Annotated in this window: 33 protein-coding genes and 1 pseudogene; 19 read left to right on the top strand and 15 right to left on the bottom strand. The window is 62.4% G+C overall.

Going from position 1 to position 23,375, the window contains the following annotated elements:
• Positions 1-37 precede the first annotated feature (37 nt).
• From IPM49_16170 to IPM49_16160, 3 genes are all read left to right on the top strand, one after another.
• Positions 38-529 carry a T9SS type A sorting domain-containing protein gene (locus IPM49_16170; GenBank protein ID MBK9276058.1) on the top strand — a complete coding sequence of 164 codons (492 nt, stop codon included), beginning with the start codon at positions 38-40 and terminating at the stop codon, positions 527-529.
• A 103-nt stretch (positions 530-632) separates the two neighbouring features.
• Positions 633-1,865: a hypothetical protein gene (locus IPM49_16165; GenBank protein ID MBK9276057.1), complete on the top strand. Its 1,233-nt coding sequence runs from the start codon at positions 633-635 to the stop codon at positions 1,863-1,865.
• Positions 1,865-2,929 (top strand): hypothetical protein, encoded by a 1,065-nt coding sequence (locus IPM49_16160; GenBank protein ID MBK9276056.1) that lies wholly within the window; start codon positions 1,865-1,867, stop codon positions 2,927-2,929. The genes IPM49_16165 and IPM49_16160 overlap by 1 nt, the downstream gene beginning before the upstream one ends.
• An 84-nt stretch (positions 2,930-3,013) precedes the next feature.
• Here IPM49_16160 and IPM49_16155 read toward each other — a convergent pair whose 3' ends face one another.
• From IPM49_16155 to IPM49_16140, 4 genes are all read right to left on the bottom strand, one after another.
• Positions 3,014-3,931: a hypothetical protein gene (locus tag IPM49_16155; protein MBK9276055.1), complete on the bottom strand. Its 918-nt coding sequence runs from the start codon at positions 3,929-3,931 to the stop codon at positions 3,014-3,016.
• A gap of 196 nt (positions 3,932-4,127) precedes the next feature.
• On the bottom strand, positions 4,128-4,883 hold the full coding sequence (locus IPM49_16150; protein ID MBK9276054.1) for a T9SS type A sorting domain-containing protein: 756 nt from the start codon (positions 4,881-4,883) through the stop codon (positions 4,128-4,130).
• Positions 4,884-4,888: 5 nt separating this feature from the next.
• Positions 4,889-5,878, bottom strand: a complete 990-nt coding sequence (locus tag IPM49_16145; GenBank protein MBK9276053.1) for a hypothetical protein — start codon at positions 5,876-5,878, stop codon at positions 4,889-4,891.
• 153 nt (positions 5,879-6,031) lie between these two features.
• On the bottom strand, positions 6,032-7,513 hold the full coding sequence (locus tag IPM49_16140) for a peptidase S41 (GenBank protein MBK9276052.1): 1,482 nt from the start codon (positions 7,511-7,513) through the stop codon (positions 6,032-6,034).
• A gap of 70 nt (positions 7,514-7,583) precedes the next feature.
• Between IPM49_16140 and IPM49_16135 the strand changes: the two genes are divergently transcribed.
• From IPM49_16135 to IPM49_16100, 8 genes are all read left to right on the top strand, one after another.
• Complete coding sequence (locus IPM49_16135; GenBank protein ID MBK9276051.1) at positions 7,584-8,195, top strand: hypothetical protein; 612 nt, start codon at positions 7,584-7,586, stop codon at positions 8,193-8,195.
• 112 nt (positions 8,196-8,307) lie between these two features.
• The gene (locus IPM49_16130; GenBank protein MBK9276050.1) at positions 8,308-8,601 is read left to right on the top strand and encodes a DUF1330 domain-containing protein; all 294 of its coding nucleotides are present in this window, start codon (positions 8,308-8,310) and stop codon (positions 8,599-8,601) included.
• 10 nt (positions 8,602-8,611) lie between these two features.
• Complete coding sequence (locus tag IPM49_16125; GenBank protein MBK9276049.1) at positions 8,612-9,205, top strand: diheme cytochrome c-553; 594 nt, start codon at positions 8,612-8,614, stop codon at positions 9,203-9,205.
• A 20-nt stretch (positions 9,206-9,225) separates the two neighbouring features.
• The gene (locus IPM49_16120; GenBank protein ID MBK9276048.1) at positions 9,226-10,047 is read left to right on the top strand and encodes an AraC family transcriptional regulator; all 822 of its coding nucleotides are present in this window, start codon (positions 9,226-9,228) and stop codon (positions 10,045-10,047) included.
• 325 nt (positions 10,048-10,372) lie between these two features.
• Positions 10,373-11,320: an HNH endonuclease gene (locus IPM49_16115; protein MBK9276047.1), complete on the top strand. Its 948-nt coding sequence runs from the start codon at positions 10,373-10,375 to the stop codon at positions 11,318-11,320.
• Between the two features lie 52 nt (positions 11,321-11,372).
• Positions 11,373-11,567, top strand: a complete 195-nt coding sequence (locus tag IPM49_16110) for a hypothetical protein (GenBank protein MBK9276046.1) — start codon at positions 11,373-11,375, stop codon at positions 11,565-11,567.
• A complete protein-coding gene (locus IPM49_16105; protein ID MBK9276045.1) occupies positions 11,564-11,824 on the top strand; it encodes a type II toxin-antitoxin system RelE/ParE family toxin in 261 nt (86 codons plus the stop codon). Before IPM49_16110 ends, IPM49_16105 begins: the two co-directional genes overlap by 4 nt.
• Positions 11,825-11,832: 8 nt before the next feature.
• Positions 11,833-12,009, top strand: a complete 177-nt coding sequence (locus tag IPM49_16100) for a hypothetical protein (GenBank protein MBK9276044.1) — start codon at positions 11,833-11,835, stop codon at positions 12,007-12,009.
• 68 nt (positions 12,010-12,077) lie between these two features.
• On the opposite strand, the gene IPM49_16095 is transcribed toward IPM49_16100, so the two are convergent.
• Positions 12,078-12,377: a type II toxin-antitoxin system RelE/ParE family toxin gene (locus IPM49_16095; GenBank protein MBK9276043.1), complete on the bottom strand. Its 300-nt coding sequence runs from the start codon at positions 12,375-12,377 to the stop codon at positions 12,078-12,080.
• Positions 12,374-12,601, bottom strand: a complete 228-nt coding sequence (locus IPM49_16090; protein ID MBK9276042.1) for a hypothetical protein — start codon at positions 12,599-12,601, stop codon at positions 12,374-12,376. Before IPM49_16090 ends, IPM49_16095 begins: the two co-directional genes overlap by 4 nt.
• A gap of 148 nt (positions 12,602-12,749) precedes the next feature.
• Between IPM49_16090 and IPM49_16085 the strand changes: the two genes are divergently transcribed.
• Positions 12,750-13,070, top strand: coding sequence for a type II toxin-antitoxin system HigB family toxin (locus IPM49_16085; GenBank protein MBK9276041.1), 321 nt, complete (start codon positions 12,750-12,752; stop codon positions 13,068-13,070).
• Positions 13,060-13,437, top strand: a complete 378-nt coding sequence (locus IPM49_16080; GenBank protein ID MBK9276040.1) for a transcriptional regulator — start codon at positions 13,060-13,062, stop codon at positions 13,435-13,437. Before IPM49_16085 ends, IPM49_16080 begins: the two co-directional genes overlap by 11 nt.
• Positions 13,438-13,677: 240 nt before the next feature.
• Here IPM49_16080 and IPM49_16075 read toward each other — a convergent pair whose 3' ends face one another.
• Positions 13,678-14,493 (bottom strand): hypothetical protein, encoded by an 816-nt coding sequence (locus IPM49_16075; protein MBK9276039.1) that lies wholly within the window; start codon positions 14,491-14,493, stop codon positions 13,678-13,680.
• 382 nt (positions 14,494-14,875) lie between these two features.
• On the opposite strand from IPM49_16075, the gene IPM49_16070 reads away from it, so the two are divergent.
• Together IPM49_16070 and IPM49_16065 are read left to right on the top strand one after the other, a co-directional pair.
• Positions 14,876-15,256, top strand: coding sequence for a clan AA aspartic protease (locus tag IPM49_16070; protein ID MBK9276038.1), 381 nt, complete (start codon positions 14,876-14,878; stop codon positions 15,254-15,256).
• A gap of 377 nt (positions 15,257-15,633) precedes the next feature.
• Positions 15,634-16,206 carry an ORF6N domain-containing protein gene (locus IPM49_16065; protein MBK9276037.1) on the top strand — a complete coding sequence of 191 codons (573 nt, stop codon included), beginning with the start codon at positions 15,634-15,636 and terminating at the stop codon, positions 16,204-16,206.
• An 8-nt stretch (positions 16,207-16,214) separates the two neighbouring features.
• Here IPM49_16065 and IPM49_16060 read toward each other — a convergent pair whose 3' ends face one another.
• Positions 16,215-16,994 carry an HNH endonuclease gene (locus IPM49_16060; GenBank protein ID MBK9276036.1) on the bottom strand — a complete coding sequence of 260 codons (780 nt, stop codon included), beginning with the start codon at positions 16,992-16,994 and terminating at the stop codon, positions 16,215-16,217.
• Positions 16,995-17,046: 52 nt separating this feature from the next.
• Between IPM49_16060 and IPM49_16055 the strand changes: the two genes are divergently transcribed.
• The 4 genes from IPM49_16055 (at position 17,047) to IPM49_16040 (ending at position 19,590) form a co-directional block, all read left to right on the top strand.
• Positions 17,047-17,292 (top strand): hypothetical protein, encoded by a 246-nt coding sequence (locus IPM49_16055; protein MBK9276035.1) that lies wholly within the window; start codon positions 17,047-17,049, stop codon positions 17,290-17,292.
• A gap of 95 nt (positions 17,293-17,387) precedes the next feature.
• Positions 17,388-17,579, top strand: coding sequence for a hypothetical protein (locus tag IPM49_16050; GenBank protein MBK9276034.1), 192 nt, complete (start codon positions 17,388-17,390; stop codon positions 17,577-17,579).
• Positions 17,580-17,840: 261 nt separating this feature from the next.
• Positions 17,841-18,494, top strand: a complete 654-nt coding sequence (locus IPM49_16045; protein MBK9276033.1) for a response regulator — start codon at positions 17,841-17,843, stop codon at positions 18,492-18,494.
• A gap of 241 nt (positions 18,495-18,735) precedes the next feature.
• Positions 18,736-19,590, top strand: a complete 855-nt coding sequence (locus IPM49_16040; GenBank protein ID MBK9276032.1) for a hypothetical protein — start codon at positions 18,736-18,738, stop codon at positions 19,588-19,590.
• 293 nt (positions 19,591-19,883) lie between these two features.
• Here the strand turns inward: IPM49_16040 and IPM49_16035 are convergent, their stop codons facing one another.
• From IPM49_16035 to IPM49_16005, 7 genes and pseudogenes are all read right to left on the bottom strand, one after another.
• Positions 19,884-20,306 (bottom strand): EamA family transporter, encoded by a 423-nt coding sequence (locus IPM49_16035; GenBank protein ID MBK9276031.1) that lies wholly within the window; start codon positions 20,304-20,306, stop codon positions 19,884-19,886.
• A 151-nt stretch (positions 20,307-20,457) separates the two neighbouring features.
• The gene (locus IPM49_16030) at positions 20,458-20,877 is read right to left on the bottom strand and encodes a putative toxin-antitoxin system toxin component, PIN family (protein MBK9276030.1); all 420 of its coding nucleotides are present in this window, start codon (positions 20,875-20,877) and stop codon (positions 20,458-20,460) included.
• A complete protein-coding gene (locus IPM49_16025; GenBank protein ID MBK9276029.1) occupies positions 20,852-21,103 on the bottom strand; it encodes a hypothetical protein in 252 nt (83 codons plus the stop codon). The genes IPM49_16030 and IPM49_16025 overlap by 26 nt, the downstream gene beginning before the upstream one ends.
• A gap of 73 nt (positions 21,104-21,176) precedes the next feature.
• The gene (locus tag IPM49_16020; GenBank protein ID MBK9276028.1) at positions 21,177-21,389 is read right to left on the bottom strand and encodes a DUF2281 domain-containing protein; all 213 of its coding nucleotides are present in this window, start codon (positions 21,387-21,389) and stop codon (positions 21,177-21,179) included.
• 163 nt (positions 21,390-21,552) lie between these two features.
• On the bottom strand, positions 21,553-21,924 hold the full coding sequence (locus IPM49_16015) for a putative toxin-antitoxin system toxin component, PIN family (protein MBK9276027.1): 372 nt from the start codon (positions 21,922-21,924) through the stop codon (positions 21,553-21,555).
• Positions 21,925-21,946: 22 nt separating this feature from the next.
• The gene (locus IPM49_16010) at positions 21,947-22,210 is read right to left on the bottom strand and encodes a hypothetical protein (protein ID MBK9276026.1); all 264 of its coding nucleotides are present in this window, start codon (positions 22,208-22,210) and stop codon (positions 21,947-21,949) included.
• A gap of 148 nt (positions 22,211-22,358) precedes the next feature.
• Positions 22,359-23,060, bottom strand: a pseudogene (locus tag IPM49_16005) (methylmalonyl-CoA mutase).
• Positions 23,061-23,375: the final 315 nt, after the last annotated feature.

Here is a 23,375-nt window from a genome sequence, read left to right as displayed (position 1 = left end):
CCTCTCGCCCGATGGGGTGAACTTCAGCGCCGTGCCCATGATCCCCTCCGACGCACAGCACAACTGGACGGGCAATTACACGGTGGAAAGCCCCACGGAGCTTCGCTTATATGGCAGCTCCATGGGCGGCATCTGGTTCAACAGTTCGCCCAACGGTGGCACCTGGAACGGTTATGTGAGCACGAACGTGCAGGGCGGCGATCCGACCGTGGTGAAGGTCGGTGCGAGCAGTTACCTGATGGTTCATGCGGGCGCGCCCAACGCGAACCTGGTGGCGGAGCCGATGACCTCGCCCACGCTGCGCGTTCTCCCCACGCCAGCTTCCGGCAGCATGACGGTGCACAGCTCGATCTCCTCGGAAGGCCGGCTCCTGGTGTTCGATGCGTCCGGTCACGTGGTCTTGGACGAAGCCTTCCAGCAAACGGCGACCCTGGATGCGCGGATCTGGTCCGCAGGCTGCTACACCGCTCGAGTGGTGCTCCCGGAGGGTGTGTGCCAGGCACGATTCATCATTGAGCGTTCCCATTGATCCGTGATCGCACCGTTGCGACCGGCCATTCGGCCACCCGCTTCTTCGAAGGCCCCCGGATCGCGAAAGCGCTGCTACCTTCGGCGCTCCCAACCACCTGACCATGCGATCGATCCTCATTGCACAAGCCCTGGTTACCACCCTACCCCTGCTGGCCACCGACCGGGTGGTGGAGGAGTTCGGACAGTCGCCCGCCTATCCCAACATCACCTCCGCGGTGAACGCCTCGGTGGACGGGGACCGGATCATCATCAAGAACCGCGCGGGCAACATCCCCTGGATCGAGAACATCACCGTGAACGCCAGCCTCCAGTTCCTGAGCTTCGAGAACGACGATTTCTTCTATGTGCAGGGCCTCTACACGATCAACGGGGCCACCGGAAGGGAGGTGACCATCGTGGGCATGTACAACACCTCGGGCGGTGTGAACGTGAACGCAGGCGGCACCCTCCGAGGCACCACGGTGAACCTGGTGGACAGCTGGTTCGTGAACGGCAGCCTGTTGCTCGACAGCCCGGAGTTCGACGTGGACGTGATCGGCTGTACGCTTCAGAACGGCTCGGTGGCGATCGATTTCGGGAACGTGGTGGGCTGTGACATCGACGCCTCGCAGGTCAACGCGCCGGGGATCGAGGTGACGCCAGGTGGCAGCTCTCCGCAGCTCGACACCTGCGCGTTGGTCGGGAACAAGGTGAAGAGCATCGTGAGCTATGAAGGCATCTTCGTGAACACCGGCACACAGGTGGTGCACATCAGGAACAACTACATCCAGCACGGCTGGATGGGCATCGAGGTGTACGGTGGCAACAGCGCGTCCGTGCAGAACCTGATCTGGAACAATACCATCATCGCGTACACCGGCCAGTTCTCCACCTATGGCATCAACCTGGCGAACACCAACGCAGGCAGCATCTGGGAGGTCATGAACAACGTGGTGACCCGCACCTGGAGCGGCACCAACCGCGGCATCAACAACGACAGCGGCAACCAGGGACAGATCAACGTCTACTTCAACCACATCTCGGACAACGTGAGCATCCCGGTGAGCACGGGCTTCACCTTCGCCGCCAACAACACGTCCGACCAGCCCATCACCCTGAACGCTGACGGCACCTTCAACTCACCGGGAGCCTGCATCGATGGGGGCAATCCGGCTCCGGTGTTCTACGACCTGGACCTGACCGCCGGCGATGCGGGTGCGTACGGCGGCAGCTACACGCTGAACAACTTCCACCCGATGCACACCGGCGCCGCCCGGGTGGTGCTCACCGCACATCCCTTCAACGTGCGGAGCGGTTCCACCCTGCGCGTGAAGGGCCTTAGCTACGATCGTTGATGAGCGCCGCGATGAAGCTCCGGATCGGAACCCTGGCACTTGCCGTGTGTTCCGCGGGTCTGGCCACGGCGCAGACCGGCATCCAGCAAGGGGAGTACTTCTGGGACACGGATCCCGGCGTCGGCAACGGCAGCGCACTGGTGGCCGTGGACGGCACCTTCGGACAGGCGCTGGAACAGGTGCTCGCCGAGCCCGGTTCCCTGCCCGCATCCGGTCCGCATGTGCTGCACCTGCGCGTGCGCGACGAGGACGGTTCCTGGGGACCGGCCTTCAGCACCGTGCTCGAGGTGTTGCAGGGAAGCCTCCTGCTCCCGAACATCCAAGTGTCCCAGGGCGAGTATTTCTGGGACACCGACCCGGGCCCTGGCAACGGCAGCACCCTGCTGGCCTTCGACGGGAACTATGACTCCGCGTTGGAGGCGGTGCGCCTTGAAAGCCCGAACCTGCCGCCGCCCGGAACGCACACCCTCGGCCTGCGCGTGCTGGATGTGAACGCCAACTGGGGACCCGTGTTCCAGGTGGTCACCGAAGTGCTCCCGAGCAGCCTCACCTTCCCCGCCATCCATGTGGGCGCGGCCGAATACTGGGCCGATGCGGACCCCGGTGAAGGCGCGGGCACGCCCATGCTGGCCGAGGACGGCGACTTCGACAGCGCTGTGGAAGTGTTCCAGGGCGGGGGCATCCCCGTGCCCGTGAACGCCGGCACCCAGGTGCTTTGGATGCGTGCGCAAGACGATGACGGGGGCTGGGGACCGCCGTTCGGCGTGGTGGTGAACATCGACACGACCATCACCGGGACGGTCGCGGTACCGGAACAGCTCGCGCACCCTGTGCGCGTCGGACCCAATCCCACGCAGGCCTCCACAGGCATCACCATCCAATTGGCGGAAGCCTCCCCCTTCCAGGTTCGCGTGTTGGACGTGCGGGGGCGTGTGCTGGTGGACAAGCTGCTGCCTGCCGCTGCGCACACCCACCTGCCCTTGGACGGGTTCGTTGCAGGCACCTACCCGGTGGGTGTTCTGATGGGTGAACGGCAATGGTGGTTCCCCGTGGTGGTGCGCTGAAGCCGCGCCTTCCCTCGCCCGGGTGATCCCGTCCATGCGTCATCACATCGCACGCCCGGAGCAACCTCGGGTCATGCCTGACGGTCAACGCAGGAGGACCGATGGGCTTCGCATCTCCTTCATATCCCCTCCCATCATGATGATGCGGTAGGTGCCGGGTATGAAGAGGCCATCATCGACCCTTCGATAGCCATGAAGCCACCACCGGAGCGGCAGGGCGATCAGGTGTTCCTCCCAGTCCACCCACGGCAGGCCGCAGTCCATCTGGGTGGGTTCGAACGGAATGCGCTCCACCCAACCCGTGTCGGTCAGCATCTCGATGCCGATGATCGGCATGCCACTGCCGCAACCGCCGTTCAGCATCACGCGACCGGTGATGCGCAGCCACACCGTGTCGGCGTTGGTGCGTTCGACGACCACCTGCTTCAACGGCGGCTGTTCCGCCCAGAACGTGTCCCAGTCCTCCGGAGTGGATGGTCTCTTCGGCTCAGGTGCGGCGATGGGCTCAATAGGTCGTCGCGGCTCCGGCGGACGGATGCCCGGCGGTGGGATGTTCGCGGGTGGATCCACCCAGTTCGCTTCCTGCTTCAGCCGCTTCAGGATGACCTGGTGCGTGGCCACACCGGCTGGGTACTCGTTGATGCAGGTGTTCACGTCCCACCTGCGGCCGGGTTTGAAGCGCATCACCTCCGGCGAGGGCTCAGGCCAGCGCGCCCAGGCCCGATCGATCAGCGGCTGCATATCATCGGGCAGGTCGATGCGCATGGTGTCGGTGCCGGCGATCACCAGGAGGCGGCTCCGGACCACGCCAACGACCGGTGTGAACACGCGCCAACCATCGTTCCTCTCCTTGAAGAGATCGCGGCTCTGCAACGTGATCGTGGTGTCCGGCTTGAGCCAGTATTGGTCCGAGTTGGTGTAGCGGACCCGCTCGCGGTACTGCTGCTGCACCACGTAGGCGCGCGACAACGGCTTGTCGGCATCACCGGGTTCGGAGATCACGAAGCAGAAGGCGGGCGGTTGGGGCTGGGCATGGATCGGGAGTGCGCACAGGATGGCCCAGAACGAAAATGCGGCTGACCAGAATGGCTGAGCGGGAGAGAACGGCTCCATCCTGATCATTGCGGCAAACCATCGCACGCGTCGCCCGCCTGTACACTTCAGTGCCTGTTCTGTTCACCGCCGCGACGGTCCGGTACTATTCCTTCATCACCGGCAGGATCAATGGCTCCAGATCCGGCCGCTTCAACACCAGCAGATAACCACCTGCTGAAAGTCCTGCCGTTGGCAGCTCGAGCCGGTCCGTGGTCCATTGCTGCAGCAGTACCACCCGGCCCGACGCATCACGCAACTCGAGATCGATGGGCATGTCCGCCAGCCTGCGCTGCAGGACCAACTGGTCCTGCATGGGGTTCGGTCCCGCAGCTAGACCTGCTGCCTCCAGCTCGTCGATGCCCACCACCAACAGGAAGGGGAGCGCGCTGGTGAGCGACCAGGCGCCGGTGGAGGAGCGTGAACGCACGAACAGGGTGTGCGCGCCGGCGGACAGCGTATCGGTGATGACGTCGAACAGCAGGTTGCCGATCTCAGGGGCCGGGGTCACACTGACCGGAACGCCATTCCCGAAGCCGGGATCCGCATCGAGGAAGACCTCCACGCGCTCGATTTCACCGCCCGTGGCCATGCTGCGCACCAGGAAGCTGCGCCGGTTCGTCAACCCCCAGTTCCCCTGTGCGTCCTTCATTCGGACCCCCAGCACGTGATGCCCGGCGGTCAGCGCGCTCATGTCCACGTCCACCAGCACGTTCACCTCGGGCAGTGCAGGCACCGTGAAGGGCGTGCCGTTGCCGAAGCCGGGATCCACATCGACGAAGTACTCGCCGCGCTCCATGTTCTGGGCCATGGTCGCGCTGCCCACCAACAGGGCCGCCAAGGTCAGCTGTGCGCGTGCCATGGCGGTCAGTTGTTGGTGCGTGAACCCAGCGTCACGGGCAGCGGAGTGCCTTGGTCCGTGGAAGTGGGCGCTGTGAACTGGAAGATGGCCGGCACTGGAGGCAGTCCGCTGAGCTGATAGGGTTCGGCACCGGCGAACAGCCCGCAGTCCACGCCGCCCGTACCCGCGCCCAGCGCGGGCGAGCCCGGGGCCAGGGCGAACTGGGCATCCCCGGCGCCGCCGACGAACACCGTGCTCATGTCCACGTTCACCTGGTTGCCGTTGGTGGCGGGCACCGGGGCCTGTGAGAACAGATTGTTCTGGTAGGTGGATGCGCCGGGCGTGACGGATCCGTCGAAGATGCTGTTGGAGATGATCATCCCCGAGCCGCCGAAAAGCGCCGTGGAACCCGCACCTACGGCCACGCAATGGAGCATCTCTCCGCTCGTGCTTCCGGACGTTGCGAAGTTGAACTGCCGGGCGTAGGTGTTGCTGATGGTGAGGTCGCTCACCGTGCTATTGCCCGCCCCGACGTTCACATTATTGGCCACATGGCACCCGTTCACCACCACGCCCGTCAGGTTCAAGCCGGCGAAGTTGTAGGCGATGTTCAGGTTCATGCCGCCCCCGGAGAAGCGGCAGCGTTCCACACGCACCAGGCTGGCCTTTACAGTGGTCTGGCCTTGTACGTCCAGGCCGCTCACCACGCAGCCTTCAGAGCCGGCCTCAAAGAGCAGGCCGCCGGTGATGGCGCTTGCGCTGCTCGCCTGCAACCCCGCGTTGAGGTTCAGGAAGTAGCCCGGGCCGATCACCACCAGGGGCTTGATGAAGGTGCAGCCCCCGTACGAAAGACCGGACGGTTCGAGGTGGAGGGTATCCCCCGGCAGTGCTGCATCATGCGCGTCCTGAAGGGTGGTGAAGTCGGCGGCGATGCCGGCATTGTTCACCCGATGGATGGTGGCGCTGGCCATGGTGCTTGCCACGGTCAATAGGGCAACGAGCAGTGTGCGGGTCATGGGCAACGTCTTTTGGTATTCCGAAGATGCGAAAAGATCCGTCGTTCGGTGCCGCAGGTTACCCACAGGTTGAGCATGCACGCTACCGCATGCGCTCGATCAACGATCCGTATCCGATGCCCTCGTGGCCACCCTGTTCCACGATCGTTCCGTTCACCGCCCCTCCAACACACCCTGCACGTAGCCCACCCACTCCATCTCCGGGATGCCCGCATCCAGGTAGTGGTCCGGCTGGATACCCATCACGTCCACCGGCATCTGCGGCAGGCGATGACTCAGGCTCATGGTGTAACCCATCTGGAAGCAGCCATCGGGCGAGGTGACCTGCCGCATGTTGGACGCGTCCAGCGAGCCGAAGGTGGGCCGGCCGAAAAGCTTCACCTTGTAGCTCGTGCGCGCCTCCAGCAGGAACTGCTCATCCGTGCTGCCGTTGCCCTCGTTGCAGAGGATGCCGACCCGTTGCGGGAAGGGCAGCACGGTGTGCGCGCTGTCCACTGTCCACGGCTGTTCGTCCATCTCCAGCCAGGATCCGAGCGCGGCGCGCATGCGTGTGGCGATGTCCAGGCACTCCCGACCATCCTCCGTGTCGCGGCCGAACATGTCGGCATAGGCCTCGTAGCCCGCCGCGTTCAGCTCGGTGGCGCGCAGCTTCACACCCACGCTGCGGATGGGCCCGGTGTAGAAGTAGGGGATCAACCCGGCGTAGCTGGCATCGCTGCCCCCCGTGCCGTAGCGGATGTCGATGACCAGGTTCTCCGCCGCGCGGATCACCGCATCGTTGGCGGCAAGCACGCTGTCGATCCCCGCCTTCTGCTCAAAGGCGAATGAGGGGATCCGCAGGTAGAGCGTGCGGTCGCTGAGCCGCTCCAGGAAGGGTGCTTCCGCGTCCATCGCGCGCTGGTGCATGCGTTCCGCCGGGGAGAACTGCGGCGCCGGCACCTGGCGCATCCATACACCGCGCATCTGCAGCATGCTGCCGCTGCTGCCCTGCAGGGTGGCCTCCACCGGTTCGGGTGAATGGTCGCCCATGTAGAAGGTGCCCGCATAGCGCCCGTCCGCCTGCCGGTGCAGTTCCACCTTCACCTCACCGGGCTTCCAGTTCTTGTTCTCCGAGGCCAGGATCACCGCATCGAAGCGCGTGCTGTCCTTCGGCTGGCGCACGATGCCCACGCGGTAGGGCCCCAAGGTCCACACGCCCTCCAAGGGGTGCCGCGCGCTGCCCGCACGCTCCAGGCGCTTCACCAGTTCCGCCTCGGTGAGCTTCACCAGGCGGCCAGCGGGGAAGGCCGTCGCGGCAACAGGTATGCTCTCCTTGTGCTGCCGATCCGCCTGTTGCGCCTGCTCGGTGGGCCCGATGCCGATGTGCCCCCTGCGGAACCAGTGGAGCCATTCGTCGAGCACCCGGGAGCAGGCGACCAGATCGGTGGCGCTGTCGGCCTGGGCGCGCAGGGCCTGGGTGTGCTCGGCATAGGCGGCCTGGCCTTTGCGGTCCACCACGAGCTGGAAACCCGCGTCGTTCTCCTCGAACGTGCGCACCATCCAATCGTAGGTGGCGGGGCACGAGCAGGATTGGGCGTACACGGATGACAGGGTCGGGCTCACCGTGGCAAGGAGGACGATCGCGCGTCGCAGCATGGATGCGAAGTTGTGCAACGCCAACGGACCGTGGGCTGTAACTTCCTGCAGGGTCCACCGTCCTCCGTGCATGCGGCACGCTGAAGGTCTTGACCGGAGGTGGATCATCACGGGCGGCCTCTGCGGCATCGCCGCCATCCTCGCCTACTTCGGCGCGGCCTTCCTGCCCCTGCCCGACAGGCCTGCACAGGTCCTCGCGTTCGCGTTCGGACCGCTGGTCGCGATCGCCTCGCTCGGTCTGGTAAATGCCGTGGAACAGGGCACGCCACGCGTGGGAGCGCGCATCGCCGGCTTCCTCGGTGCGGCTGCGGGCATCACGGTGCTGGTCATGCTCACCGTGCAGCAGGCGCTCTTTGCGGCCTACGATCGGGTGCAGGAGACCGCCCCCTCGCGCGCAGCGCTCGTGGAACTGGGCAACGCCGTGCACTTCGGCCTCGACATCGCGTGGGACTGCCTCATCGCCGCCAGCATCACCCTCTTCGCTGTCCATCTATGGCGCTTGTCCGCATTCGGGAAGGCGCTCAGCATCACCGGCATGCTCTGCGGGGTACTGCTCTTCGCGATCAACATGGCCGCCTTCCCCGATCCGCCGGACCGCATCGGCATGCTGGACATGGGGCCCTTCTGCGCGCTGTGGATGCTGGCGGTGTACGGGTGGATGATCGGCCAGGCACGCCGGTGATCGACCACCCGGCACGCAGCCGACAGAGCGGGCCGATCCCCCACCATGTCGCATTCGTTCAATGCGGCCGCCCCCCGCCCCCGGCAGTTTTGCGCCATCAACCCGCACACCCATGAAGACCTTCGGATTCTTCGACATCCTGTCCATCACCGATGAGCAGGGCATGCAACAGTACCGCGAACGCGTGATGGCCACCGTGGACCAGTACGGCGGCCGCTACGTGGCCATCGGCGGCCCGCTACAGGTGATCGAGGGCGAACAGCGGCCCACCTTCCCGGTGATGATCGAGTTCCCCAGCATGGAACAGGCGCAGCGCTGGTACGGCTCGCCCGAGTACGCCGACCTCAAGGCCCTGCGCCACCGCAGCGCCACCGCCAACGCCTTTTTCCTCCAAGGCATCCAATAACCCCCACGCCATGCGCACCCTCCTCATCACCGCCGTCATCGGCCTGTTCGCCGCCTGCAACACGACCGTCGCTCCGACGGAGCCGCCGCCTGCGCCGCCCACCACCATCCCCATGGTGCAGGAGGAGACCCTGGAGGCCCGCCAGGAACGCGGCCGTTACCTCGTGGAGATCATGGGCTGCAACGACTGCCACTCGCCCAAGCTCATGGGCCCCAACGGTCCTTACCCCGATCCGGACCGGCTGCTCAGCGGCCACCCCGCCGCGCAGGCCCTGCCCGCCGTGCCGAAGGCGGCGCTAAAGGATTGGGCGCTCTTCGCCATGGGCAACACCGCCACCGTGGGGCCCTGGGGCGTCAGCTATGCCGCCAACATCACCAGCGATGCATCCGGCATCGGCAACTGGAGCGAAGAGCAGTTCGCCAACGCCATGCGCAAGGGCTGGTGGAAGGGCCTCGAAGGCTCGCGCCCGCTGCTGCCGCCCATGCCCTGGCCCAACTTCGCGAACATGCCCGATGCGGACATCAGCGCCATCTACGCCTACCTGATCAGCACCAAGCCCGTGGAGAACGTGGTGCCCGCACCCGTGCCGCCCGACCAGCTCTGACCCACTAACTTGCCATGGCCATGGAGATCTCCTACCAGGAGCACGCGCCCGCACCGGCCCTCGCGCCCTTCGTGGACCGCTACTGGACCTTCACCACCGGCGGCACCGAGCGCGACACCACGCCCGAGCAATGCTGCATCCCGCTCGGCATGAGCGAACTGATGCTGCACCTGCGCGGCCCCTACTGCGCCGGCCTCGTGCAAGGGCGCTGGACCACCTTCCCGCGCGTCTACTTCACCGGCATCGCCCTGCAGCCCCTGGTGTGGACCATGAACGGCGCCAGCTCCATGCTCGGTGCGCGCCTCAAGCCCGAGGGCATGCTGCGCCTCTTCCGCCTTCCGCTCGATGGCATTTGCGATTCCTACGCCGATGCCTGGCCGCTTCTGGATGCACGGGAGCGCCGGGCCGTGGAGCACATCCTCCGCAGCGCGGGTCCGCAGGAGGCGGTGCAGCGCTTCGAACAGCTGCTCTTCGCGCAGCTGGAGCAGCTGCCCGCCGTGGAGGACCGCTTCGTGCAGGCCCTGCTGCGCATGCGCGCCCAGGGGCACACGTGGGACAAGGCCGCCGTGAACGATGTGCTCTTCGTGGGCGACCGCCAGATGCAGCGCCTCTTCAAGGCCCGCCTCGGCCTCACGCCCAAGGCCTACTTCAAGCTCATGCGCTTCCGCGAGGCCTACGACCGGTCGCGCGCCGCCCGCCGGGTGGACTGGATCGGCCTGGCCACCCTGCTCGGCTACAGCGATCAGGCGCACCTCATCCGCGACTTCAAGCACTACGCCGGCGCCACCCCGCAGGCCTTCCTCCAGCAGCCTCTGCCACGCTTTCAGCGACCGGTGGCGTGAGGAAGTGGTCTGAAGGATGCCTGTTTGGGCGTGCCCCCTTGCTCAAATGCAGCAAGGGGTCGCGTGCTTCGCTATATCCGGACTTGTCGCGGCTTGCGGTCGCGGGGCTGCGGGGGCTTCTCCCGGGCTTGAACCGGGATGGTCGCCTCCTCGCTCCACGCGTCCGCAGCGCCGCTCCTGCGCCGGGCTGCCGCTGCGCCCGCTCACGCGCTGGCGCAATGCCGGAGATCCGGGATGGGACCGTAGCGTATGCATTCACCGAAGCATCTGGACAGCGCCATGCAGCCCGGTGTGACCTGTTCACACCGCTCCCTACCTTTCCTCCATGCCCATGGCCCTGCCGGATCACCTGCGCCTGAACCTCGGTTCATCGCGCATGCACGGCAAGGCACCCCACAAGCCCATCCTGTTGCTTACTGTGCTCAAAGCGTTCGACGATGGGCTGATCGTCGAGAACCGCATCGCGCCGAGCGCCGAGTTGGTCAACCTGTTCCACGGCTACTGGGCCGCGCTGGTGCCGCAGGGCCACTTCCAGCGGCGCTTCTTCCTTCCGTTCTACCACCTCAAGAACGAGCGCTCCGGGCTCTGGAAGTTGCACACCCTGCCTGGCTTCGAGCGGTCCATCAGCCGCTCCAACTCGATCAACAGCCTCGGCTCGCTTATCGCGTTCGAGGCCCATGCAAAGCTCCGGGCCGATGTGTACCAGCGCTGGCTGGATGCGGAAAGTCGGGCCATCGATCGCCAGCTGCTCATGGCCGCCTACTTCCCCGACTTGGAGTTACCCGCCGAGCTGCCCGATCACCTCCGCGACCTGGAGCAGCGCATCGCCACGAACTCGCCGACGATCGTCGGGGTGCAACAGCAAGGCACGCAGGAGGAGGAAGAAGAGGAGGTGGTGCTGCGTAGCGCCGCCTTCAAGCGCAAAGTGCCGGAGCTCTATGGCTATCGATGCGCCATCACCGGGTTGCAGGTGCGCAGCACGCGCGGCCCCAGCCTCATCGACGCCTGCCACATCGTGCCTTGGGCCGATTCGTTCGATGACACCATCAGCAACGGCATCGCCCTGTGCCCGAACATGCATCGTGCCTTCGATCGGGGCTTGATCAGTATCGCGGTGGACCACACCGTGCTGGTGGCCCGTGACCTGCAAGAGACGGAAAGCATCTACGCCATCCGGCCTTTCGCAGGGAAGCCGCTGCTGCTGCCAGGGGATGTGCGCTACCGCCCGGCGCCGGAGAAGCTTGCCCGCCATCGGGAGCGGTTCGGGTACTGAACCCCACGGCGGGCCTGCTGTGCGCGTTATCTTTGGAAGGACAACCATCACCATGAAAGGCGTTACCATCCTCGAGGACCGCGCGAACAAGAAGCGCTACCTCCAGATCGATATTGCCGAGTTGGACAAGCGCCGCGAGCAGATCGAGGACATGATGGACGGGCTCATCGCCGAGCAACGCGCCGGCCAACCGACCATCTCGCTGGACCAGCTGGAGAAGAAATTGCGCAAGAAGGGCAAGCTGTGAGCTACCAGGTGCGCATCGCGCGCGATGCCGAGCGCGACATCGACAGCCTCCATGCCGCTGTGGTGCCGCGCATCTTCAAAGCCATCAAAGCCCTGGGTCACGATCCACGGCCGGCGGGCTGCAAGAAGTTGAAGGGTGCTTATGCCGACGCGTGGCGGATCCGCGTCGGCGCCTACCGGATCCTCGATGTCATCGACGATGGCATCCGCATCGTGGAAGTGCGTGAAGTGGGGCACCGAAAGGACATCTACCGCTGATCCGGCCGATGAACGCCCCGATCAAAGAGCCCCTGAACGTGGACCTTGAAGTGGTGCCCCGCGAGCTTACCACCAAGGAAGCGGAGAGCCTGCGTGCCTTCCTCAAGGCCAACAAGGCTAAAGCGCCGCGCGAACGGGTCCGTTCCACACGGCGAACGGTGACGATCCGCAAGGCCAAGGCCTGAGCGCCTCGGCTACTTCCCGAACACCTCCCTTCGCCTTCGCTGCATCTTCGGCGAAGTAGGGCATCCGCTCACCACGCCATCTTATCGGGATCCTGTCGTGCATCGAAGATGTCCGAGATGAAGACGGTCTCTTCAACGATGCGGTAGAGGATCTTGTAATGGCCGCAGACCCAACGGCGATGTCCCATGTTGAGGTGCTCCAGCAAAGGCTCGTACTGCCCACCGTGCGGATGGCTGCCGAGCCATTCGATGTCGTCCACGATCTTCTTCGTTATCCGGTCCGCCACGCGCACGTTGACCTCCAGGGCGTGATGGTCCCAGATGGACTCCAGTTGCCCGGCCGCGTATTCGGATACCTCGACCTTCACTTCTTCTTGCGGGCGGCGAGCCGGGTGCGGAGCTGATCCGTGCTCACCACGCGCCCGTTCAAGCGGTCGTCCTCGGCCTTCAGCGCGCGGGAGGTGAGCTTGGCCTTCAGTAACGCGTTCTTCGATCCACCGCTCAGGATGTCCCGTAGCACTTGCAGCAAGGAGGTGTTCTTCTCCTTGGCGATGAGTTCGGCAAGTTCAGTGCGGAGCGGAAGCGTGGCCATGTCCCAAAGATAAAGGGCCGGGTGGGTGACAGCTACTTCCCGAACACCTCCCGCCGGTACCACTCGAGGTATTCAGCCATCGGGCCGACGGCCGCCTGCCGCCAAAGGACCAGTGTAACCATTTTGGTTACATTCGCCTTATCTTCGCATGCGGATCATCGCCAAAGAGACCCTCGAGCGGTATGGCAAGCGCCATGTGCAGGCCTTGCAGCCGCTGCGGGCCTGGTACGAGCTGGTGAAGAAGGAAACATGGGCCACGCCGGAGGACATCAAGCGCAGCTTCCCATCCGTGTCGTTCGTGGGTGGGGACCGGCTGGTCTTCAACATCAAGGGCAATGCGTTCCGCCTGGTGGCGCGTGTGCGGTACAAGAAGCCCTCGGCCAGGAACGGCATCGTCTACATCATCCGGGTCATGACCCATGCCGAGTACGAAAAGGTGGACGTTACAACCCTGCGCTATGAAGGTTAAGCCCATCCGCACCCGAAAGGAGCACAAGGCGGCGCTGTTGCGCATCCAGGAGCTCTTCGACCTTGACCCCAAGGAAGGCAGCGCCGCGTTCGATGAACTGGAGCTGCTCGCCATGGTGGTGGAGGAGTACGAGGACATCCATTACCCCGTCCCCCCGCCCGACCCCATCGAGGCCATCAAGTTCCGTTTGGACCAACTGGGGCTGAGTGAAAAGGACCTCGACAAATGGCTCGGTTCACGGCAACGGCGCAGCGAGATCCTCAGCGGCAAGCGCAAGCTCAGCCTCAACATGATCCGCACCCTGCACAAGCACCTGCGCATCCCCGCCGAAACGCTCATCCGGGAGTACACCGTGAAGGTGGCCTGACCCGGACCGTTACCTCCCGAACACCTCCCGCCGGTGCCACTCCAGGTACTCGGCCTTGGGTCCGGCGGCCTCCGCCGGAATGGTCAATGGCTTGTCTTCGTAGGCATTGGAAGCACTGGGCCACGGTCGCATCAGCGAAATGGAGCATCCGCTCACCACGCCCTTGCTGGTCGCCGGGGCCCGGATCGCTACCGATCCACGGTCGGGGGAGGAGGTCGAACGGTCGTTCCAGTGACCCCGTCAATGCAGCATCACCTTGCCGGTCCATAAGGTCCCGTCCGTCATCCGCACGCGCACGATGTACAGCGATGAAGGCAGCCCCGCGGTGCCGAAGTGCCAGCTCGTGCCGCTGAGGGCCGGCGCTGCCACCACGCGCGCGCCGCGGGCATCGAAGACCTCCACATCGGCCATTGGGCGTTCCGCGCGCACCTGCATGCCCGCGCCACCGGGATCGGGCGTGATCACCAGTTCGTCCAGCGCAATGAGCTCCTGGGCGATGCCCGTGGCCACATCGGTGATCGTCATCGGTCCGTCGAGCGCGAACGAGATGCCGCTGTTCAACGTGATGGAGAAGCCGAAGCTGAAGGGCTGGCCGATGTCCTGCGGTGCCGGCGTGTAGAGACCCGACCAGCGCACCCATTCGTAGTCGTTCACCGGCGTGGGCACCGTATCCCACACCATGGTGCCATGGCGCGACCCGATGTAAAGCGTATCGTAATCGGCGATGCCCAGGGTCGACGTGCTCGAATACCGAGAACAGGAGAAGGATACCCGATAGGTGGTGTTCTGCATGATGGTCGTGAACGGCTTGATCATGCCGATGTGGGCAATGGGAAGTCCCGTGTAATTCGAGAGGAAGGCGCTCTGGCCCTGCTGGGTCGCGAAGCCGAAATTGAGCGCGTTCACCCAGTTGAAGCTGCCGAATCCGTTCACGCCGGGATAGGTCTCATTGCCGGCACCGTCGAACGAATCGCTGAACTGCGCCTGCGTCGGGGAACAGGTGAAGGCCAGAGCGATCAGGGTCAACGATCCAAAGGGGTATCGGTTCCGGGCCATGGGGTGGGGTTTGGCGTGCTGAAGATAATCAACGGTGGAGATGGGGTGAACGAGCCCACCGTGGCCAAGGTGAAGGCCGGCGTGCCCGCCGACATGGCCGCGGACGATCCGAACGGGAACATTCCCGGCTGCGGCATCCTGGCCACGGCGCTGTAGTCGGGGGAGACTCGGGCTCGTGGCTTCCCGAAGACGGTGATCCGGTGCCACTCCACGTACTCAGCCTTTGGGCCGGCGGCCTCCGCTGGAATGGCCAGTGGCTTGCCCTTTGTCCTCGGTAGCTTCAGCGAAAGCGGGCTCAAAGGCTTGAAAGCTCTGGGCCACGGTCGCCTCGGCGAAGTGGAGATCCCTGAGGAAGGCCTGGAGGTTGCCGTATCTTGGCAGCATGGGACTCGTGAATGGACATCTTCTGCTGAAGAACCCACGCATCAGTGAACTATCCGGCGTGGAAGTGGACGCCTTGGTGGATACTGGCGCGGTCCACCTCTGCATCCCGGAACACGTGCGCATTCAACTGAAGTTGGAGGCCATCGGGGAAAAGGAGGTCACCTTGGCGGATGGCTCCAAGCGACTGGTGCCCTATGTCGGTCCCATCGAGATCAAGTTCAAGAATCGCACCGGATTCGCCGGTGCGCTGGTGTTGGGCGATCGCGTCTTGCTTGGTGCAATTCCGATGGAGGACATGGACCTGATCGTGATCCCGAAGACGCGCACGGTGGACATCAACCCCGACAGCCCCAACATCGCGTCGAGCATCGCGATGTGACCGGCAGTTCGCTACTTCCCGAACACCTCCCGCCGATGCCATTCCAGGCTTTGTCCGCCGAAGCACAGCGTAGGCGGATATTCGGCCTTCGGGCCGGCGGAACCTGCCCCGGTCCGCGAACCGGGGTCCGCCGGAACGGCCAGTGGCTTGCCCTTTGTCCGCCGCAGCATTAGCGAAGGCGGGCTCGTAGGCTTGAAAGCTCTGGGCCACGGTCGCCTCGGCGAAGTGGTCGCGGACCCATCTGCCGTAGCCTTGGCGTTGGCAGAGCGAAGGAGCGCACACCAGCTCGGAGGCCGTGGCAGGCACGGCGTAGCTTGGTATCGAAGATGATCCAATGGAAGTCGCAATCTAATTCCGGCTGCCAGGTTTCGACCACGATGCGCAAGCAGAGCGTGACCATCCCGGATGAAGTGGTGATGCGGCGGATCCATGTGATCCGCGGTCACAAGGTCATGCTCGATCGCGACTTGGCCGAACTCTATGGTGTGGAGACGCGACGTCTCAACGAACAGGTCCGTCGGAACATCGATCGCTTCCCCAAGGACTTCATGTTCGAGATGACCAGCGAGGAGCTCGCTGATCGGAAGTCGCAGTTTGCGACATCCGATCGGGAGGTCATGGGCCTCCGCAAGCGGCCCTTGGTGTTCACAGAGCATGGCGTCCTCATGCTCAGTAGCGTGCTCAATAGCAAGACCGCCGTCGCCGTGAACATCCAGATCATCCGGGTCTTCACCAGGATGCGGGAGATGCTGTTCACCCATAAGGACCTCCTGCTCGTGCTTGAACGCATCCGCACGAAGACCGGCGAACACGACCGGAAGTTCCAGGTGGTCTTCCGCTACCTGAAGCAGATGGAGAAGCGCGAGACCGAGCGCGTGCTATTGGCCGAAGTGGCGAAGACCAAGCCGCGGGCACCGGTCGGCTTCAAGGTCCCGAAGCGCAGGAAGTAGGCCGGTGCTCAACCCTTCCCGAACACCTCCCTCCGGTGCCATTCCAGGTACTCAGGCTTGGGACCCACTGCTTCAGCGGGTATTGCCAGTGGTTGGCCTTCGTAGTTCTTGAAGCTCTGGCTCACGGTCGCCTCGGCGAAGTGGTCGCGGAGCGAAGGGGCGCACACCAGCCGTAGCTCGGTATCGAAGGTGATCAGCCCGCGGTCGAAGGCCTTGTCGTGCAGCGCGTTCAGGGCGATTCCGTTCTGCGGGTCCAGGCGGTGCTGCTCCGCCAGGTTCCATGGAATGATATGCGAGGCCACGAGCAGATCGCGGATGCCCAGATTGGTGACCGCGCACCGACCGTTGTAAGCGTTGAGCACCGCTTGGCGGAAGTAGCGCTGCCCTCGGCGGACCTTCACGGAAGCCGAGCTTTCGGTCGGGCCATCGGGCGCGCGGAGCACCTTACCATCCGGCTGCACTTCAATGGGCGCGTCCGCATCGCCGGTCATCAGTTGGGCCAGGAGCGCCTCGCTTTCGGGGGCTAACTCGTTCAGGTTGGCGTGGTATTCGGCCCACATCGCACGGTCGAACTCGCTGGCGCCTTCCAAGCCCTTGCGACCGGTCCTTCGGAATTCAGGATCGATCGAGGCTAAGTTGCTCAACTTCATTGGCAGCGCAGAAGGCTTCCGGCCCATGCGCAAGCTGATGTCCACCAGCATCTTGTTCTTCGCGTGGAACTTGCCGAACGCAACCTTGTGGTAGAGGTTGAGGGCGATCAGCAGCTGTTCGCGGGTCCAGTTGGCCATGTCGCGGAATGAATGCCTGGCTTTTCCGCGACAAGATCGCTAACCTGGGGCCATGCCCCACGACAAGGAATACGTCATCCGACTCAATGGCCTCGACTTAGGCCAGCTCATCGACGGACTGGAGGCCCGGGCCACCGCTTGGCGCCTCACCGCCACCTACCTCGAGACCGGCGAAGCACCGGACGGCTTCGTGATCGAGGAATGCGACGACGCCGAGGAGGCCCGGGGTATCGCGGAGCACTACCAGCGCATCTTGGAAACGATCCTCCAGCAGCAGGCCGAACAGCGCGACCGATGAACCGCTACACCTTCACCTGCCTCTGGCGACCGCCGAAGGACCATTGGCCGATACATCGGGCGAAGTGGCGCCCGATCGTGGTGACCTTGGATAGCATGGACCGCCCCGAACACGCAGCCGCCGATGCCTGTCTCTACCTGATCGCCTTGCGGCGCGGGCAGGCGAAGGCGGTTTCGGTATCCGGTGGGGCGGCTGGGCAGCAGCAAGCGCTCTCCCACATCCACTTCAACTGGAACTGGTACAGCGGCGTGGTGACGTGGGGCGGGTGGGTGGTGGAGGTGCGGTGAAGCATAGGAGCCCAAGCACGGGCGGCCCTGATTGGGGTTGGGTATGAACGCTTCATGGCTTACGTTACGTTCCCACAATGCGCTGGCCTCAACTTTGGGCTGAATAATGGTATCAGCACGATGGCCGCTCCTTAATGACAGGCCCTGCCCTACCAAGCCGATGAATGTCGCTGCATGATGAACTGACTGTTCTCAGCTCGCTAGTATTTTAGCAGTCCTTCCGGCAAACCACGGTCTGATCATCCTTCAACTCTCTCGCCAATGCAAGTTGTCATTATTCTACTCAATGCCCTCGCTCTACTTGGTGCACTCGTATGGTGGTACAAGGACAAATCGCTTGAGCCAATGGTAACGTCGATTGGGCTTATTGCAACCTTAGCGGCACTCCTATTTAGAGCAAATAAGGAGCGCCGTGCCTCAAAGCCCTCCAAGAAGAGCATTAACAGCCAGAGCGTGCAACAAACAGTCAATGTCTACGGAGTGCCAGCTACATCCAAGCCCGACGAGACGAAGCAGGAGCGTGAGCATAGCCTGTCCGAGAAGAAGAATCGTATACGTATACTTTTTATTGACGACGATACGAAGTTCAAAGTTGTGAGTATTTTGAAGAGTAATGGCTGGATAAACACGTGGATTGTTAAAGATGCTATGGTTGATGACGATGTTGTGGTGCAATCTGACATCATCTTCGTCGACATTCAAGGTGTTGGGAAGTTAATGCAATGCAAGGATGAAGGCCTCGGATTAGCAATGCAAATCAAGCGAAAGTACAGTTCGAAATGGGTTGTCCTTTATTCAGCCGAAAGTCATGGAGACCGCTTTCATGCAGCCCTGAAGGAGGTTGACTCATCACTGCCGAAGAACGCAGAGCCGTTTGAATTCCTTGAATTAATTGAGCAGTTCTGTCGCAAATAACATGCCAACATTTGTACACATTCAAACGATCGATGGGCGGGTTCTTTATAGTACCCTTCCCCAGAATTGTCAACGGTGTCAGAGCTCGTGCAAAGTGCTGCATGAGAAAACGACTTGCTCTAGCGAACAAGGTCAAACTAGAAGACACGGGATTCTAGTGAATTCAGTTGTAAGTGTCTACCTATGCTCGTCGGAGGAGCCAATGGTCCGAAGTTCCCGCATTTTCAAAGACCAATTGGCGATGTATCGTACACTAGGGCATGTAGTTGAGAATCTGAAGGACGAACTCGTCAAAGAGTCAAATAAAGATGTTACACGCATAATCCATGATCTCACATCAATTAATGGACACTCAATTCAAGAGCTGTATAACCTGGTTCCTCGAAGCGAACTCGTAAGCACGCATCGAGAGCAGGTTGCAGTAGTTAAGGAGTATATCTCAAAGAACCTCGATGCAAGTGCATCTGTTTTCCTGCGAATGGTTAGGCAAAATGCAGCTATGAAGGCGGTTCTTAATGTATCGAACAAGCTTCATCAGGAGAATCCCGTAATTAGGAGAAAGAACCACTCAGTCCGAAATGTGGTATTCTCGCTTTTGTATAGTTTTTTGCAAGACTTCAACGATCGGGACATTACTGTAAGGGTTGCCGAGAGTGCAGAGAGACTGTTCTTTGACTACGATTCAATCCATGTTGTTCTGTACAATCTTTTTGAAAATGCGACGAAATATGTTAAGAGTAATACCACTATTGAAATTAGATTTAATGGTCATGAAGACTATGTTGACATCATTTTTGAGATGCAGAGCTTGAAGATTACGGACGAGGATATGCGTACATTCTTCAATGAGGGAGTGCGTGGGCACTATGCAAATCGGATGAGTATTACGGGTGAAGGAATTGGAATGAGTAGAGCGAAGGCCATCTTGGATATGCACGGTGGAAGACTGATAGTTGAACGCAATTCTGCACCATCCATGCGTATCCAAGTTGAGGACATCCCTTTCGAGGCGAATCGATTCATTGTCAGACTTGATCGCATTTCTGAGGACCAAGACCGCTCAATGGTGAGACCGGCGGATTTGGTTAATCGCTGAGTATCCTCGTTCCTGAACGCATTGCGGCCTCTGGCCTTCTCGCTCAAGTCATCGATTAGAATTCGGAAACGAGTGTATTGCTCGTTTTATCAAGTATTTGATCACTGCATTGCGGAGAATACTGATGGCGATCACACCTTTCGGTTCGCTATCCTGTATGCGCGTGTGCGATCGCAGCGGCTACCCCGCAGCGAGGAACGAGCGAGGAGTAGTAGCGAAGAGCGCGACCCCGAGGGCCCTGAGCGGAGCAGAGCGGAGTCGAAGGGTGCGAGGGGGCACGCCCAAACCCTCACCTACTTCCACACCAGCACCACCAACCCGCACAGGATGAGGGAGGCGCCCAGGGCCACGCGCCAGGTGAAGGGCTCGCGCAGCACCAGAAAGCTGAGCACCAGCGTCACCACGATGCTGGCCTTGTCGATGGTGGCCACCACGGAGACGCTGCCTTCTTTCATGGCGCGGTAGTAGAACAGCCAGGAGAAGAAGGTGGTGGCGCCGCTGAGGCACAGGAAGAGCACATCGCGCGTGGTGAGCAGGGCCAGCTCCTTGAGCTGCCGGAAGGCGAAGGCGTTGCCCCACACCAGCCCGAAGATGAGGCAGGTGCGCACCAGCAGGGCCACATCGCCGCTCACGTTGCGCATGCCCGCCTTGGCCAGCACGGCCGTTACCCCGGCGAAGACCATGGAGAGGAGGGCGTAGGCGATGGAGCGGTCCATGGGGAATGGAACTTCCCGAAAGTAGGGTGCCTATTGCCCGTTACAAGTTCTACCAGTACGGCCCAACCACTTCAAACAGGGTTGTTGTTAGATGCCACAGCGAGCAGTACGATCGCCTCCATCAGCACCTCGCCAAGGCCTTGTGCAGTTCTCATGGCTTCAAGTGCTCATCCACGAACTCACGGGCATTCATGATGCGGGTGCGGCCATGTTTCTCCAGCACCAGCAGGTCCTCATCGCCGGTAAGGAGCACATCGGCTTTGGCGCGTTTGCAGAGTGCCAGCAGGTAGTCGTCCGCGGCATCGCGGGAAACGGCCGCGATCTTGGTGGCCGCCGGAAGGATCTCGGCGTTCAGTTCAAGGACGTACACCAGCTCATCCACCTTCTTCACCGGGAACAGCTTACGGAACTTGGGGCGACGGGCCACTTGGTCCAGCTCATCCAGAAGCAGGTCATCCAGGATGACGACGAACCGTTCGTCGTAGAACAGCGGTTGGAGGGCCTTGATGCGCTTCCCGATGAGGAAGCTGATCAGGACGTTGGGGTCAACGACGACGCGCAGGGACCGCATGACGCTTCTCCCAGAGTACGCGGCGGACCTCTTTGCAGGTGCGCACGATCTCGCGGTCGCTGATCGAATTGGGGCGGAAGGCGGCGAGGATGTCGTCCCACTTGGCCTTGAGGCCGGCCCGCTGCAACGCTTCAGCGAGCTTGAGCTGGTCCTTGGTGGACATGCCCAAAGCCAATTCCGCCACCTCGGTGTAGCTGATGTCCTTGCGGTCGGAGCGAAGGGTCATGGCTGGTCGTATGCTTCCCAAAGGTAGGGGGATCGCGGTGCTTGGGCGGCGGCCCATGGCCCCCTACACGGCCCTAGGCATATCGCGCGAAGTCATCCAAGGGAGCATCGAAGTCGTCCGGGACGGTCACCATGCCTTTGGCCAGACCGAGCACCGGTGTCTTGCGCTTCTCCTGCGGCTCATGGCCATGCCTGCGCCGCATCAGGAACTCGATGAAGTCGAGCACCTGCTGGCGAACATCCTCCGGAAGGGAGGACAACTGGATGTAGTTGTGTGCCGTGGCCATGACACGAAGATAGAACAGGTACGCACGGGCTGGCTACATGTTCCGGCGATACTGCCCCCCACCTCGAACAACCTGTCCCGCCTTAGCGGGATCGCCTGGGTCAACTGCCCCAGCGAGCAGTACGTCGTCACCTTCATCAGCACAGAGCAGTTGACGCCGATGATCATTTCAAGAACTCGTCCGTGAAGGTACGTGCGCTCATGATCCGCGTGCGTCCATAGCTACCCATCGAGAGCAGGTCGTCATCGCCGGTGATCAGCAGATCAGCCTTCCCCTTCTTTGCCATCAGCAGCAGGTAGTCGTCCTTCGGGTCGCGAGAAAGCGGCGTTGGGTTTTTTGCCTCCACTTCCACCAGTTCACCGGCTTCAGCGAGCGTCATGGCGAGTTGATGCGCGAATTCCACCGGGAAGTGCTTCCGGAACCTGGGGCGTGCCGCCACATCCACGAACTCGGCCAGCAAAGGAGGGCTAACGAGCAGCAGGAACTCCGCTTCCCTCAATAGGGTGAGGAATCCGCCCAATCGTTTGCCGATCAAGAAGCTGATGAGGATATTGACGTCAACGACGACGCGCCGGGCGTGCTGACTTCTTCTTGGACGCCGCATAACGCCTGGCTCTTACGATCTCCACTTCCTTGCGGATGGTCTCCTCGTCGATGTCCACGTCCTTGAGCGCTTCCATCATCACCTTCAGGCGATCCAGCGCGCGCTCGCGCTCGAAACTCCTGAGCAGTGCTTCCTTCTCCTTGCCGGGCAACTGCTTGGCAAGTTCCACCACCTGGTCAGGGGTGAGGTCGATCCGGAAACCGCGGTCGAATGACATGACCCAAAGGTAAGCGCTGACTGGCCTTACATGTTTCGCCTGTACTGCCCCCCCACCTCGAATCCCGCTCGAATGCCCGTATGCCTCGTTCCTCGGCAACGGTCATGTCGGCGGGACTTCGCTCCTTCGTCGCTCAGCATACGCCTCATCACATATTACGTCGGTACTGTCCACCGACCTCAAACATAGCGGCGGTTAGCTGCCCCAGACTGCAATACTTTGTCGCTTCCATGAGGACCTCGAACATGTTCTCGTTGCGGATCGCAGCCTGCGGCAGGTCCTTGATCGCCTTCGCCGCTTCATCCGCATACGCGGCTTTCAAGTTCTCCACCGTCGCGATCTGGGCCTCCTTCTCCTCCTCGGTGGCGCGGATCACCTCCTTGGGCAGGATGGTGGGTGAGCCTTTGCTGCTGAGGAAGGTGTTGACGCCGATGATGGGGTATTCGCCCGTATGCTTCAGCGTCTCGTAGTAGAGGCTTTCCTCCTGGATGCGACTGCGCTGGTACATGGTCTCCATGGCGCCCAGCACGCCGCCGCGCTCGGTGATGCGATCGAACTCCGCCAATACCGCCTCCTCCACCAGGTCGGTGAGCTCTTCGATGATGAAGGAGCCTTGGAGCGGGTTCTCATTCTTGGCCAGGCCGAGCTCCTTGTTGATGATGAGCTGGATGGCCATGGCGCGGCGCACGCTTTCCTCGGTGGGCGTGGTGATGGCCTCGTCGTAGGCGTTGGTGTGCAGGCTGTTGCAGTTGTCGTAAATGGCATACAGCGCCTGCAACGTGGTGCGGATGTCGTTGAAGTCGATCTCCTGCGCGTGGAGGCTGCGACCGCTGGTCTGGATGTGGTACCGTGGGTGCCACTGCGGGCCTCGCTCCGGCATCACCGCCTTCGGCGGCCCTTCGGGCGAGCGCGCTCCTTGCGCCATACGGCGTTGCATCCTCGGTCAGCTACCGGTTACGGTAGCCTCCCTCGTCGCGCCTTGTCTGGCACAAGGATCATCGCTCGTGCTTGCCGTTCGAGGCCCACAGAGGCACCATGGCATCTGGCTGCGCTCGTCGGCACCATAGCGATGCTTGAGCGCCTTGGCCCTGTGGGTGCCACGAAGTCCACCGAGCAGCGCCACTGCGGCGGAGCCGCATCCCTTCGGGTGAGCGCCGCTCGCCCG

This window comes from Flavobacteriales bacterium, from assembly GCA_016715895.1.
Taxonomy (GTDB): Bacteria; Bacteroidota; Bacteroidia; order Flavobacteriales_F; family PHOS-HE28; genus PHOS-HE28.
The sequence above is the reverse complement of the archived record's forward strand: the minus strand, read 5'-3'. Positions and strand labels throughout refer to the sequence as shown.